Source organism: Rhizobium phaseoli, from assembly GCF_003985125.1.
GTDB lineage: Bacteria > Pseudomonadota > Alphaproteobacteria > Rhizobiales > Rhizobiaceae > Rhizobium > Rhizobium phaseoli.
The window spans coordinates 60,717-75,117 of record NZ_ML133586.1; the positions used below are offsets into that span (position 1 = coordinate 60,717).

At 60.9% G+C, this 14,401-nt stretch carries 7 protein-coding genes and 4 pseudogenes; 6 read left to right on the top strand and 5 right to left on the bottom strand.

Going from position 1 to position 14,401, the window contains the following annotated elements:
* Position 1: 1 nt before the first annotated feature.
* Positions 2 to 2,074: a trypsin-like serine peptidase gene (locus EFD56_RS26370; protein ID WP_064820001.1), complete on the top strand. Its 2,073-nt coding sequence runs from the start codon at positions 2 to 4 to the stop codon at positions 2,072 to 2,074.
* Positions 2,071 to 5,442 carry an AAA family ATPase gene (locus tag EFD56_RS26375; RefSeq protein WP_016737365.1) on the top strand — a complete coding sequence of 1,124 codons (3,372 nt, stop codon included), beginning with the start codon at positions 2,071 to 2,073 and terminating at the stop codon, positions 5,440 to 5,442. Before EFD56_RS26370 ends, EFD56_RS26375 begins: the two co-directional genes overlap by 4 nt.
* Positions 5,443 to 5,489: 47 nt before the next feature.
* Here the strand turns inward: EFD56_RS26375 and EFD56_RS26380 are convergent, their stop codons facing one another.
* The 3 genes and pseudogenes from EFD56_RS26380 to EFD56_RS33740 form a co-directional block, all read right to left on the bottom strand.
* Positions 5,490 to 5,831, bottom strand: a complete 342-nt coding sequence (locus EFD56_RS26380) for an AAA domain-containing protein (protein WP_096478224.1) — start codon at positions 5,829 to 5,831, stop codon at positions 5,490 to 5,492.
* Positions 5,832 to 5,974: 143 nt separating this feature from the next.
* Positions 5,975 to 6,202 (bottom strand): annotated as a pseudogene (locus tag EFD56_RS33500) (ATP-binding protein); the annotation flags it as partial.
* A pseudogene (locus EFD56_RS33740) lies at positions 6,200 to 6,462 on the bottom strand (recombinase family protein); the annotation flags it as partial. The pseudogenes EFD56_RS33740 and EFD56_RS33500, both read right to left, overlap by 3 nt.
* 572 nt (positions 6,463 to 7,034) lie before the next feature.
* Between EFD56_RS33740 and EFD56_RS26390 the strand changes: the two are divergent.
* The 3 genes and pseudogenes from EFD56_RS26390 (at position 7,035) to EFD56_RS26400 (ending at position 10,510) form a co-directional block, all read left to right on the top strand.
* The gene (locus tag EFD56_RS26390; RefSeq protein ID WP_016737363.1) at positions 7,035 to 8,189 is read left to right on the top strand and encodes a site-specific integrase; all 1,155 of its coding nucleotides are present in this window, start codon (positions 7,035 to 7,037) and stop codon (positions 8,187 to 8,189) included.
* 23 nt (positions 8,190 to 8,212) lie between these two features.
* Positions 8,213 to 8,600, top strand: a pseudogene (locus EFD56_RS26395) (hypothetical protein); the annotation flags it as partial.
* Between the two features lie 992 nt (positions 8,601 to 9,592).
* Positions 9,593 to 10,510 (top strand): recombinase family protein, encoded by a 918-nt coding sequence (locus EFD56_RS26400; RefSeq protein WP_008534020.1) that lies wholly within the window; start codon positions 9,593 to 9,595, stop codon positions 10,508 to 10,510.
* A gap of 1,046 nt (positions 10,511 to 11,556) precedes the next feature.
* Here the strand turns inward: EFD56_RS26400 and EFD56_RS26405 are convergent.
* Positions 11,557 to 12,525, bottom strand: coding sequence for an IS481 family transposase (locus EFD56_RS26405; RefSeq protein ID WP_037137993.1), 969 nt, complete (start codon positions 12,523 to 12,525; stop codon positions 11,557 to 11,559).
* Positions 12,526 to 12,609: 84 nt separating this feature from the next.
* Positions 12,610 to 13,333: pseudogene (locus tag EFD56_RS26410) on the bottom strand (integrase core domain-containing protein); the annotation flags it as partial.
* Positions 13,334 to 13,348: 15 nt separating this feature from the next.
* Here EFD56_RS26410 and EFD56_RS26415 point away from each other — a divergent pair.
* Positions 13,349 to 14,377: an IS4 family transposase gene (locus EFD56_RS26415; RefSeq protein WP_008534011.1), complete on the top strand. Its 1,029-nt coding sequence runs from the start codon at positions 13,349 to 13,351 to the stop codon at positions 14,375 to 14,377.
* The last annotated feature ends 24 nt before the right edge of the window (positions 14,378 to 14,401 follow it).

Consider the following 14,401-nt stretch of genomic DNA (forward strand, 5'->3'; position numbering starts at 1 on the left):
CGTGTCAGAAGGTCCTGATGAGCTCGATCCCGGCAGGCTCTCACGTCAGGTCAAGGTAACCCGCGAGACGTTCGAAAAGGCCTTCGACGCCTTTGCCGAGGTGAGCCCTGACGAACGCATCCCGTTCAAGGCCGTCGCCTTGAAACGTCAGCGGGCAGCGCCCCTTGGCCCGGGCCGCGAGCGAGATTTCGCCGATTTCGAAGCTGCGCTGCGCTATGCGAGCGATAAAGGGTTCCTGCAGGGTTTCTGTTCCGCAGGCGGTGCAACGCTGTTCAAGGCAAGCAGCGAGGATGATGGTACTGGCGGGGTGGTCATGGCGGCCGCGCTGGTTGCGGATGCGCGCGATCGCGCGAGCGTGCTCGTCACCTTCGAGGCAATCGTTAATGACCAGGAGCGCTTTCGCGATCCCGACGACGTCAATGCCGCGGTGATGCGCGCACAACGCTGCACCTGTCGCATCGTTGTGCGCGATGGTGCCCGGCGTACACGGGGAACGGGTTTCCTGATCGGGCCGCGCCTCGTGCTGACGAACTGGCACGTCGTTCGTTCGCTGTTGGAACCTATGAGCGACGAAGAGGCTGCGGCCGCAGGGCTCGCCCCGGCAGAATCATGGAAGGCTGCCGCCGGCAGCGCGGCAAGGCTCGGCGTGGAATTCGATTTCACGGCACGCGCCGCACAGGCGGGCGGTGTTATCCGCATCGGTGTAATCGAGAACTGGCTGGTCGCGGCAAGCAGTGCCGAAGGATCCGAGCGAACCGGCAGTGAAGGTGCCGGCGACTGGCCGGCAGACGGCGCGGATTTCGAGCCGTACGACGATTTCGCCGTGATTGAGATCGCCGAGCCGGCAGGACTGGAGCGGCGCTTTTATGATATCGTCTCCGAAGACCCGCCTATGCCAAGAGGCAATATGGTCCTCCTGCATCACCCGGGCGAATTTTCGATGCGCCTGTCCTACGGAAGTTTCGATCTCGGTCTACCAGCTGCAAACCTTCTCGGCGGCGTTCCCGCGAAGACATCTGCGAGGATCCTTCATAGCGCAAATTCCATCGGCGGCTCATCCGGCGCACCTTGCTTCAATTTCGACATGATGCCGGTGGCGCTGCACCAAGCGGGCGTCACCTATGGCGGCAATTCTGATATCAGCGACGATAACGGCGATCCCGTGCCAAGCGCGAACGTCAATATCGCCATACCGTTGCGCCGTATCCGTGCCAAGGCCGGACCGGCCATCATCGCCCGGATGGGTGCTCTCCAAGCACTCAAACCAGCGCTGTCAAATGGCGATCCATTGATTGGGCGCGGAGAGTTGCAGGAGGCGATTGCGGAGGCAAGCCGGGGCAAGGTCAAGATACTCATCGTTCGCGCCGATCTCGGTGTGGACGGAAAGCCGCTCCAGCGCGTCGGCAAAAGTTTCTCAAGGCGCATCCTGCGGGAATTTCTTGATCTCGCCGAACACGAAATCGTCGAGATCAGCGCCGCAAACCTAATGCAGAACGCGTACCGCACTGCAGCCGCCCTCCTTGAGGCTGTCAGCGCCGGCCGGTCATCCGCCCTGACCCCCGTTGATGACAGCAGCCTACCTGCCGATCGTCAATCGACCGAGATCAACGACGTTGTCATGCGCGTTGCTGGCGAACTAAAGGCTGAGCTCGTCAGGATCGCTGGCCAGCGAACATTGTGGCTCGTCATCGACGAACTTGAAAAACACGCGCTGCCGGACACAACTACGCGAACGCTCCTCGACCGGCTTTATGCAGACGTCTCCGTCGAACCGTCGCTTCGCCTCGTCATGCTCGGCCTGGTTGACGTCGATCTGCCGTCACTGCAAGGCATCAAGGCCAAACGCCTCGAAAAGCCGCTGACGCATCTCGACAGCAGCCGGGTAGCCTCCTGGGTAGGCAATCGAGTTGACGGGCGGTTCGGCTTGCCGGACGTGGCGTGCGAATGCCTTGCCGCCGTCGTCTCGTCGGTCGCAAGCAGCCGGGTCAGCGAGACCTTCAGCATGACGCAGGCCGTCGCCGCGGTTGTCCGCAACGACCTCGACCCCCATCTCAAGAAACGGATGGGTGTATGAACGCAACCAAACATGACACACCCGAAAACGCCGCTCTCGTCCTTCGCCGGCGGGCCGCCGTCGTCGGCACGTTCGATCCGGTGGCTTTCCTGCAGCTGCCGGTCCGCGCGGAGGACAAGGAGGCCTTCGAGGACCGTGTCCTGGCATTCTTATCGCCGATGATGGAAGAGGTCATCGAAGACAAGCGCGTGCTCTGGCGCCTGCGGCCGCAGCCACGGCGCGACACTTTGAGGGAGATGGCCGCCGAGGGGGTACTGGAACAGACCGTCAGGCAAACCAAACCGCAAGTTTCTGATCGCTTCGGCCAAGTCCTCCAGGCAATGTTGAAAAAGGGGGCGGCAGCCGGCGATCCGCGCAAAATGTCGACGGACGACCTGATGTTACAGGCCTTGGCGCTCGATTTCGTCCGTTCCTTGCCGACGGATTGGCCGGTCAGGGAACCGCCGGTAGACCCGCGCGTGATGTTGGCGCGCAAGGCCGAGCGACGCCGGCAGGACTTTGTGGCCCCCCGTAAGCTGTTTGGCCGTGCGCTCGAGGCACATGCCCTCGACCAGTATATTGAAAGCGGCCTTTTGCAGCAGCCACTGGTCGCGCTCCCCAAACCGCCAAGCGACTTCGCACGCCTTCGTCCTCTGCTCGTCACCGGCATAGGCGGCTCGGGCAAGTCGGCTCTTGTCGCCGATTTAATGCGCCGCACCCAGAAAGACGACTGGTCAGGTCCGATCTGCGTCTGGATTGATTTTGACCAGCGCAACGTTGCTCTCGGGGGCGAGCGCGAATGGCTGAACGAGGTTACTCGGCAGATCGGCTTTGCCAGGCCAGCAGCGGCCGAGCGTCTATCGGCGATCCGGAACGCGGCTCGAAACGATCTGCACAGGCTCACTCAAGAGAGCGGCGACGTGGAGCGGCTCTCCGGTACCGAGAGCTTGAACGTTGTTTCATCCATGCGCGAGGAAATGCAACGGGCCTTGGGTGACGGGATGTTTGCCGAACAAACCCTCGTTGTCCTCGTCGATACCTTCGAGGAAGTCCTGGTACGCTCCAATATGAAGGCCCCTTTTCTGGACCAGGAGCCGTTCGGCCTTGTGCTCGAATTCTTGAACTCACTCGAAGTGCTCCGGTGCCACGACGGACGTCCGCTGTTCAAGGATGTAAGGGCGGTAGTCGCTGGCCGAGCGCATCCCTTCCAGGGCGATGATGGTGATGCTGCTCGTTGGTTCGAAGCACGCCTGGAGATCGGCGAGCTCGGTCCCGAGGCCGCGGTCGAGTTCCTGAGGAGCCGTGCAGATCGCCAAATCTTCACACAGGCGCGAAGCCGGCGCCTCGTTGGCGCCATTCCGCGGTTTCCAATCGTGCTCCTGTTGCTCGCTGCGTTTTCGCGCGGGCGCACGGCTGCGGAGATCGAGGAGGCTGCCACGCTTGCCGAAGGCTCAGGGGTTCTTGGTGCCGCATCCAGTACGCGCGTGCTCTATTCCCGCTTTCTGCACCGGTTGAAAGACCATATCGTCACCGATGCTGCCGGGGAGCGGCTGATTTCCAGGGACGACCTTTCCAAACTGGCACATCCGGGACTTGCGCTCACGGTGGTCACGCCCACACTTATCCGGGAGGTCCTTGCCGGTCCGACAGCACTTGGCGCAATCGATGTGCAGAAATCTATAGACCTCTTTGAGGCCCTCTCCCGTGAAGTCTGGCTGGTCGAGCGCTCCGGCGATGACGCAATACGCCACGTTCCTGTCCTCAGGCGCATCATGCTGCCGATGCTCGACAGCGACCTGTCACCGGCGGGAAATTCCGAGATCCCCATGCGCGAGACGGTTCGCGCGGTCCATCGCGCTGCCGCCAACTGGTACCGGGCTGGCGGTGGGGCTGGCGAGCCGGACGCTGCAACTCTCGCAGCCTATCATGACGCCTTCTTGGGCGAGGTCGGTTTACTGCTCACCGATCCCAGCCTGGTGCGCCGCCTGATTGACCTTGCCGGGGAAGACGTCTTCGCGATGCCGCTTGCGGCGCGTGCAATCCTCCGCCGCGAGGACAAATCGGACATCGGGCTGTCCAACCAGGAGACCGCAGCCTTGCCTGTCGACGCGCGCAGAAAGGCTGTTGCGACTCGCCGTGCCGAACGGGCGCGCCTCGGGGTCACATCGAGGCAGGCAGAACGATATGAGCCCATAGGCGATCTGGAGATGGAGCAGCTGGCGCTTATCGATGCGGGTTCCGATGAGCATTCTTACCAAGGCTCCGGCCACGGACGGCAGCTCGACATAGTGGAAGACATTGATACGGCTCGCCGGATCGCAGCCCTGTTTTCCGAGGCCGACTTCGAAGGCGTCGTTCGCTCCGGCCGGAGCGGCGTATTGCGGATGGCGGAGGCTCCCGAGCATGAGCCGCCCCTTGACAAATTGGGCGACTTGACCAGCCACTGGCTTTGGAAATGGGCATTGTCTTGTCTGGCGACTGGCGCCGTCCAGGAAAGCGACCTTCTGTGGGCAACCGAGAGCGCATCCTTCCCTTTTCAGCCATCGTCGCGAAACCCCTTCGCGCTGGGGACCCTCTTGGCGCTTGCCGTTGCGACGGTGGCGCTCGGACGTACCCCGGCTTTCGTCGACCATGCTCCTTATCGCGACGCTATTACCGCCTATCCGGTTCTTGCCTCTGCACCAATCGCGTCCATCCTATCGCTGCGCCTCCATGCGCTGTCGAAGTATTGGAACCCGGCCTTGATGGCCTATCCGCGGAACTATTTTGACGTCCGAGCGGATATCACCCAGGTCGTGGCCATTTGGGGGATGTTGAAGCCAGACGAGCGCGAGGGGTCGACGTTGCTGCAGATCCCTGGCACCCTCTTCAGGCAAATCGACGAATTCCAGAGTGGGCCACCGGCATCGACGGACCTTAAAATCCTGGATGCCCCAGAGGCGTTCTTCCGGGTCTCCAACGAGGGCGTTCCAGCCTATCGTTCCGCACACGGCGGCATGGCCCGGGCGATGGAAACCGTGTTGCGTGGCCGGACCCCGGAGCTTTACGACCCCATCCGGGCGGCGTTGGGAGACGTTGCTGCCGACGACCCCAGCGGGTTTGGCGAAGCCCTCGATGTGATCGCCGCCGGAACGCCTTTCTGGCCATCGGACTGTCACCCGGGCCAACTGTTTTCGACGCGTCACAACCTCAGAGAAATCGACTTTTTTCTCGCGCGACTCGTTGTGTTCCTCGATCTTGCGGGACTGACGCAAGACCTGTTCGCTGCACTCTCGGCAAGCGCCCAGCGCGGACGACGGTTCGTCGCCGTTGCCGGGCTCTTGCATCGCTATGACAGCCTGCTGCGGCTGCCCCGCTTTGACGAGATGGTGGCCGCTGGTGGAGCCTAAAATGCCGACCAGAGCAGGAAGCCGTTTTCCCAATAAGCTCGGCAGCATCAAAGATTGCGCTGCGGCAGGTACCTATGTAGGGCCGCGAAGAAGCCTGCCGATTTCCATGCGGCTCGATTTCCGATGACGAAGAGCGATGTCTTCGCGCGGGTTACGCCGACATTGGCGAGATTCGGTCTTCCACCAGCCCACGCGCGTGCGCCCTGTTGAGAGGGAGACTGCGCGCTCAGAACAAAGAAAACAATATCCGCTTCTCGGCCTTGAACTGTTTGAACGGTCCCAACCCGGTCCCTGACCCACGTCCGAGGCTCGTCTACCCAGCCGTCGAGAACGCGACTGTCGACCAGTTTGTCGCGGAGATTGTCCTGAACGACGACAAATGGCGTGATGACACGTCAATCAGCACCGAACATTCACCCCTTTTGCTTATCCAATTTTGACCCCCCTGTGCTGTAGATCAGCGCTTGGCCTGCCCGGCGCTGGCCGGGGTTGCAGAGGGTAGGCCAAGTGCGGGTGATGATCTTCTTCGACTTTAGCTTTGAGAGCGGTTCTTGAAGCGCCAGGACTCATTGCCGGTCTCGACAATCTCGCAGTGATGGGTCAGGCGGTCGAGAAGTGCCGTCGTCATCTTGGCATCGCCGAACACCGTCGGCCATTCACCGAACGCCAGGTTCGTGGTGACAATGATCGACGTGCGCTCGTAGAGCCTGCTGATCAGATGGAATAGGAGTTGGCCGCCGGCCAGGGCGAAAGGCAGGTAGTCGCGCCCATTGCGCGCGAGGCGCGGCGCGTCGAAGCAAAGAACAGTACCGACTTTGCCGACGGACAATGCAGCCACCAGCTTCTCAGGAGCTGGACGGGCAACCATTCCGCTGGCTGAACGTCTGAGATCATCATCGATGACCTCAACGGTGCGGAAGCCGCGATGCCGCCCGAAGTCAACCAGTTCATATATTGCCGGCGACAGCTCGCAGGATTGTTCTCAACGTGGCCTTTGCTCGACTGCCTTACGTAAACAATGGCTTTCGCTTGTCGCTTTCAATTTGCGATTTCAAACGGCGGAATACCTTAAGTCAGTTGGACTTAACGGGCAGAATCAGCCCAATTTTCAGCTAAGGATTTCATGGTTTACAATTGCAAATGCGGTTAAGGTCTTGGATCAGCGCCACTTCCCAAGGGAGGTGTTGTTCGTCGCGATGCATCGTATGCAAGCAAAATTGTGTCCACCGATAAGCCTTAGTCACTCGCAGCCAGTCTTGACCTGCGGAGATGGCGTCCGATTTTCAGCTGGCGCTTGAATGAAATCCCTAGCTGAAATTCACAACGCCGGATCCCGGGTGCCTGGCAAATCGGCGACGGCGTCGAATTTACGGTTCGTTAACCATTTGAATTAACCACGTTCTTTTGGAATAAGGAATTGAACTTGGCCCTTACTTCCGTCGCACCGAGGGCGTTTTTTTGAGGCAATCACCTCCGATAAGTAATGCTTATCGGAAGTAATTGCTATCACGCCGCAAATCAGTGAAAACGGGACGAAGGACGGGGCGCCGACGACGTTGCGGCTGCCGGATTTTCGCCGTTCAGGAGCTCCTGTGGACATCATCGCCCCGAAATCAGTGCCCGATGGCATTGCAAAGCGCGCCGAAACCCTCGACACCATTGCCGCGGTACTGCCGATCGACCGGCGCGACAAGCTCGCCGAGATCCTTACCGACCAGGACGTTGAGACGCTCAAACACCTGGTCAACGAAGGCATGGGTGACAACACCCTGCGGGCGCTGGCCTCCGACCTCGGCTACCTCGAAGCCTGGTGCCTGGCGGCGACCGGCAGCGCCCTGCCCTGGCCGGCGCCGGAAGCGCTGCTGCTGAAATTCGTCGCCAATCATCTGTGGGACCCGGCGCGGCGCGAAACCGATCCCGAGCACGGCATGCCGGCCGCAGTCGGCCAGGCCTTGAGGGACGGCGGTCTTCTTCGATCGACCGGGCCGCACGCGCCGGCGACCGTCGGACGACGGCTCGCCAACTGGTCGACGCTGACCAAATGGCGCGGTCTCGACGGCGCCTTCGCCTCCCCTGCCCTCAAATCAGCCATTCGTCTGGCGATCCGAGCCGCGCCAAGACAACGTCTTCGCAAGAGCGCCAAGGCGGTGACATCAGATGTTTTGGCCAAACTGCTGGCCACCTGCGGCGGCAACAATCTGCGCGATCTCCGCGATCGGGCGATCCTGATGGTCGCCTTCGCGTCCGGCGGCCGCCGGCGCAGCGAAGTCGCTGGCCTGCGCAAGGAGCAGCTGACCATCGAGCCGCCCGTTGCCGGCGAGGACGGCAGCCCCCTGCCCTCGCTGTCCATCCATCTCGGCCGAACCAAGAATTCCGGCGCCGGTCAGGACGAGGTCGTCTACCTCACCGGGCGGCCGGTGGAGGCGCTGAATGCGTGGCTGGCGGCCGCGAAGATTAGCAGCGGTAGCGTGTTTCGGGGGATCGATCGCTGGGGCCATGTTTCGCGCCGGGCGCTCGATCCGAAGGCGGTCAATGATATCGTCAAGCGGCGGGTGAAAATGGCCGGGCTCGAGCCCGGGGAGTTTTCGGTGCACGGGTTGAGGTCCGGCTATCTGACTGAGGCCGCCAATCGCGGCATTCCCCTGCCCGAAGCCATGGAGCAGTCACGTCATCGTTCGGTTCAGCAGGCATCAAGCTATTACAATAGTGCAACCCGTCGAAGCGGCCGGGCCTCTCGGATGCTATAATTAGATGCCGCTAAACGTCCACCACCGTTCTGGCCGGCATCCGCAACACCCATGTAGCCCCTCTTCGCCAAAAAGAAGCCGTGCTCCCCGAGCACATGATCGCCATACTCGAAACGCTCGATAGGGGAACTCCGCGCGGCATGCGGGATCGGGCGATACTGCTGATCGGCTTTGCCGGCGGCCTGCGCCGCTCCGAGATCGTCGGGCTGGATTGCGGCCGCGACCAGACCGAAGGCGGCTGCGGCTGGGTCGAGACGCTTGCCAAGGGCCTGCTCGTCACCCTGCTCGGCTGAGGTCGACTTGCGGTATGTCCAAAAACAGCTCGGTCATACCAGCGCGGAAATGACCCGCAAGTATCACCTGCGCCGTGACCGTTTCCGGATCAAACTCACCAAGGCATCGGGCCTTTAATGGCAACAATCAGAGCTGTGCCAAGGGGCAGCGGCCGCTGATCTGCCTTTTGGCGATCGCAGCAAGTTGACCCCTACCCAACTGCGACGTCGTTGCCTTTCGGCAGCGTATCTTCAAACCGTTCGTGCTGCGGGCCTTCCAAGATGACCGCCTCGATATTGTCGCAAGACATGACTTGAAGACGCAAAGGGATGTTGTTGCCGGCCCGATCTGGTTCATGAGCCAGCCGACACAGTGGGCTTCCTCCCCTGGCGCATGCTCATGGCAAGCCATCACCTGGCCGGTGCCTTTCAGCGATTCCGGCTCGGCGATGGTGCGGACAAGAGCCTGATGCAGTTCTTGACTATAGCCATTCGGAATATCATGAGGGTTCGTGGACACCTTCCAAGGGCACTTGGCACACTGCTTAACTCGCCTCAGTTTCCAGCTCATCCGAAATTCCTATCGTTATCGTTAGCCGGTTTTTACAACCGTGAGCGCGTTCTTCCAACACCCTTCCACCAACTCGAATGATTTCGAACATCGCTCTCCCCTCCCCTGCTCCGTGTGAAGCCATTAGGTCAAAGTTCGGCGCCAGTTTTTCAGCTTAGCGCTTCAACTGAAAACGGGAAGTAAAAGCCACCTCGGCAGCGATTGATTTCAGCGCGCAAATCAGTGGTCGGCCGTCCTGGATGACCGGACTCCCCGAGACAGAATTCGGCCGCCCCAGTTGGCCCGCATGATCCCGACCCCTTCTTGCCGCATGATGCGCCGGCGTCCTCCTGCGGCCCCCTGCTCTCGCGACATCTCCAAAACCGTTGTTTTCCGGCCTTTCCGCCACAGGAGCCCGCTGGCGCGGGTTTGTCAGTGCGGACGCTCCGTTGCTTATCTCGGGTGGCGATTTGAGTCTGGTGGGCCGCTATTTGACACTTAAAACACGCTTGCAACTGTTCGATTTCTAACGCATGCCTTATCTGTACAAACTACTTCGAGACAGGGCCGTTACAAGCGCGATGGCAAAGCCACAAACATTTGACAACCAACAATCTCCCAAGCGGCTGATCGGTTATGCCCGGGTGTCGACGGATGAACAGGTCCACGATGCCCAGTTGGACGAGCTGCGTGCAGCCGGCTGCGATCGGATCCATCAGGAGCATGGTTCCGGAGCATCGCGGGCTCGACCGGTGCTGACGCGATTACTCGCTGAACTTAGCGCCGGCGACGTCCTCATTGTCGTGCGCCTCGATCGACTGGCCCGATCCGTCAGTCATCTCTTGTCGGTGATCGAGGACCTCGAGGCCCGCGGCGTGCATTTCCGGTCGATCCGCGATCCAATCGATACGTCGACCCCGCAGGGCATGTTTTCCCTTCAGGTCCTCGGCGCCGTCGCGCAGCTCGAGCGGGCGCTAATCGCTGAGCGTACCAAAGCCGGCATTAAGGCGGCGAAGGCACGCGGCAAGCTTCCTGGAAATCCCGGTCTGCGAGAACGACGGCCGGAGGCGATCAAGGCAATCTCGCAGGCACGGGAGAAGCTCTATCTCGATGAACTCATTGCATCGGCGCAGACGTGGCTGCCGATGGTGCGTCAACTCCGGCCGCAGCACAGTTGGGACAATGTCGTGCGGGTTCTCAATCGCCGTGGCCACGACTGGACCGTCGAACGCCTTCGTCGCGCTGTTCATCGCATGGTACGCGAAAAGCTCGCGGAGAAGGAACTCCTTGCTCGATCCCCTCGCCGGGCTCCCGAAGACTATCTGATGAAGCTGGTGGCGGCAATTGCCATTGCCGATCCCAACCTGTCGCTGCGCGACATTGCCGCGCAACTGGACCAGATGGGAGAACGGCCTGTGCGCAGCGGCAAGAACTGGCAACCGTCCTCGGTGCGGGTCCTGCTGGACGAAGCCCACCGATTTGGCCTCATTCGCCGTTGAGGGCATGGTTCATCCGACGCCCGATGGCAGAGAGTCTTTTCTTGTCGCTATTCGACTGCATAGCCGTCAGGTCCGGCCTTTGGGGATCTGTAGCGCCAGGACCGCTAGTCGCTATCGCTCCGCGGTTTCAGCTCAGCGCCTACATCCTCGCCGCGGAGCCGGCTTCCTCCGCCTGCTCGCCCCCTCCCCCGGAACGTGCTGAAGGCTTCAGCCGCGGTGATTATGATCCGCAGAGGCGCGCGGGCCATGACCCTCGGCGGCGCGGGTAAAAGCAGAGGACAGCCGCTCCCCTCGCTACCAAAAAGCCGTCTCGGCTGCACGACGAATTCGGGCGCGAGCCGGAACTCAGTCAGACAGTATTTGTTTCTTTTACAATCCGTCCGCGTTTCGGCGTTCTTTCAAGGATGCTCGACAATTTGATTGAGCCATTTGTCCGCGCCGCCAGCTATATTTCCTACAAGAATGATTACGGCCGAAGATCTGCAAACATTCGTTTTACGACCAGCAAATTTCGACTGTCCTCGAAGCCTGGGAGGTCTTCGTCCTGAAGCATCCTGCGGAGACCGCCGTTAAGATTACAAAGCAATGTCTCCTTTCAGTCGTGACAAACACCGCGATTGTTCGTTCGAACACGAAGCCGCTCAATCGGCTCCGTGCATCAACTGACCTTACTACACCAGCCGCATAGAAGGGCTGTCGGCCATTCTACCCGGGCAACCATGACCAATGCCCTTAGAACGTCATGTACGATCAAAAATGACCGCCAAGACCCCGCGACCCATGGCGGCGACAGGACGGTACCTATCTCTACACAACCGATCTTGTGAGAGGTGGCGCGAGGAGCGGGTCATGCGCCGTCCATAGTAGCGCCCGAAAATGTCGTTTCTTTTCAGAGTGTTGTAGCTGTGGTCAGCTGACCACCGGAAAAGCAGCTGTTGGCAGTGCGTCCCACCCCAAAAGACTTGCTGGCCCACGACAGCAGAGTCTGGCGAAAAACCTCGATCAGTGGACCCGCTGACCTAGCACTCAATCCTCTCCGGCAGCGACTAGATGTGGAGCCTCAACAGGTTGTCCTGGGTAAGAGCGAGCCTAGTGATTGGTGGTTTTGAGTTTAGACTTCCGTGAGGCCTGTGCCAATTGTAGCGATGAAGCCATCGTGGCAGTTCGGCGGCGCGCATGTCCGAGTTGGGATAGGCGACGGCGTAGGCCCACTCTCTGAGGGCGGTCTGGATGAAGCGTTCGGCCTTTCCGTTGGTTTTAGGCGTATATGGTCTGGTGCGGACGTGCTTGAGGCCGTTGTCGCGACAAGCTTGGCCGAATGGCTTTGATGTGTAGCAGGGACCATTGTCGGTCATGACGCGCTCGACCGCGATCCCGAGGCTGGCATAATAGGCCAATGCCGCCTTCAAGAAGGCCACGGCGCTTTCTTTCGTCTCGTCCGGCAATATCTGTGAGAAAGCGATGCGAGAGGCATCGTCGATGGCCACATGAACGCATTCCCAACCGGCGCCCCAACTCTTGCCTCTGCGCGAACTCTGGCGAGTGCGATCGCCGGTGATGCGGTGGCCGACCTCATGAAACCGGCCGAGCTTCTTGATGTCGATATGAATCATCTCGCCGGGAGCCTGGCGTTCATAACGACGCACAGGCTCGGCCGGCTCGATATCCTTGAGGCGGGAGAGGCCTGCGCGCTTGAGAACCCGGCTCACCGTCGCTGCAGATACACCGGTTTCGATCGCGATGTGCAGACCAGTCAGGCGCTGGCGGCGAAGCGTGATGATGCGCTCCGCCAGCGCCTGACTGGTCTGCCGGGGCATGGCATGAGGTCGGGAGGAACGATCGAGCATCGCCTCTCGACCACCGGCCTTGAAACGCTCGACCCAACGGGCGACGATCTTGGCCGCGACGCCATAGGCCTGTGCTGCCTGAGCCTGGGTCAGATGCCCTTCGATAACAGCAAGCGCCATTTGTTCCCGGCGCAACGGCGTCAGTCGGGCATTCTTATGAATGTTCATTCGCGGCGATCCTTCCGACTCGAGGTGTGATAGCTCCAGTCTCCTAAATCCGCTTTGAATGGACAACCTCCCGAAAGCTCACAACTAGAGCCTGCGCGCTCCGAGTACGCCAAGTGGCGGAAACGCGAAGCTTTCATCTCGCGCAGCGTTGGAGCCGGTTGCGGCAATGGTATCTGCATCACGTGCCCGGGTCTGGTCCGAGCGATGAGTGCGGCCGGAAGTGGTTGTAATCGTCGGCCCAGCAATGGCGCTTCGGGCATAATCGCAGCCGAGGAACAGGCTTTGGTTGACCATCTCGTCCCGCATCCGGCCGTTGAAGCTCTCGACATTAGCGTTTTGCATCGGCTTCCCGGCGTGATGCCGTGCGACTCGACACTATGATCCTTCGACCTGGCAAGGATGGCATTCGAGGTGAATTCCGTGCCGTTGTCGGAGACGATCATCCCCGGTTTGCCGCGCCGTTCGATGAGGACCGACAGTTCGCGAGCGACGCGACGACGCAAGATCGAGGTGCACGGGATCGCCGCCAGGCATTCGCGGGTCACGTCTTCGACGAAGTTGAGCACGCGAAACCGCCTTCCGCAAGCGAACTGGTCGTGAACGAGATTCAGCGAGCTTCGGGCATTGGCCTTCGCTTCGACCAGGATCGGGCCACGCGTGCCGACAGTGCCGCCCCGGCTTTTCTGCTTGCGAACGGAAAGTCCTTCTTCGCGATAGAGCCCGTAGATGCGGTCGACCCCAACGGCGCTCCCCCCCCGCCGAAGCCGCCGGTCGCCGGTCGCCGGTCGCCGGTCGCGAGGTCGCGCAATAGGGCGACTTCTTTATGATGTGGGCGCGCCTGCCCGACCAACGCTTCGATCTTTTGTCGCGCGTCATGCATGACCATGCACTCATCGGCGGCTCTAAACTGCGTGATGTCGTAGAGACAGTTCGGTTCTGCGACACCCAAACGATCGAGCTGCGCGAGCGCGCCGACCGTCCGGCGCGGCAGGCAACGTTGTGCCTCCGCTTCGGCCAGGCGACGATCAGGCGACCGCAAAACCTGCGCGAAGAAGGGCTGCCCGACGGGGTTAGGCTCAGTTGGGTCGAGGTCGTCGAACCGGACGCACCCGACGGTGTCGAGCCCTTGCATTGGCTGCTCTTGACCACCCATGCGCTCTCCAGTGCGACTGACGCCTGGCAGATCGTCGCTTGGTACAAGCAGCGCTGGATGATCGAGCAGTTCTTCCGGGTGATGAAGACGCAGGGCTTCAAGATCGAAGACAGCCAATTGCAGTTAGCGCCGCGGCTGGAAAAGCTCGTCGCCATCGCCGCCAAGGCCGCGGCAATCGTCCTCCAACTCGTGCAGGACCGCAGTGGCGGCGATCCTCACCCGGCAAGCCTGGCAGTCAGTCCCCACGAGATCAACACGCTCGCCGCCCTCGAAAGCCGCTTCAAGGGCAAGACCAAGCTGCAATCCAATCCCCATCCCAAAGCTTCGCTCGCCTGGGCCGCTTGGATCATCGCCAAACTCGGCGGCTGGAACGGCTATGCCTCCTCCAAGCCGCCTGGACCCATCACCTTCTTCAACGGACTCAAATACTGTGCCGATGGCTGGGCCTTGCGAGATAGCGCCATCGCCCACTCGCGATTAGCCGGCACAGCCGGCCGCCTTGCGATTTGCCGCGCCGGTGCCAATGAATTGATGAAAGGCGGCTGCCATTTCGTACGAAGACTTCGCTCCTGGTCTTGTTCGTGCGCGACCTTGGGCGCGTTCGTATTGAGATCACGGTCTACTGTTCCCCTAAGAGGCGTCATTTGGCTCGGGAGCCAGACGGTAACCGGCACAATGCCTGCGACAAGCCGCCTTTGAAAGTTGGTGTTTTCCAAGAGGTTA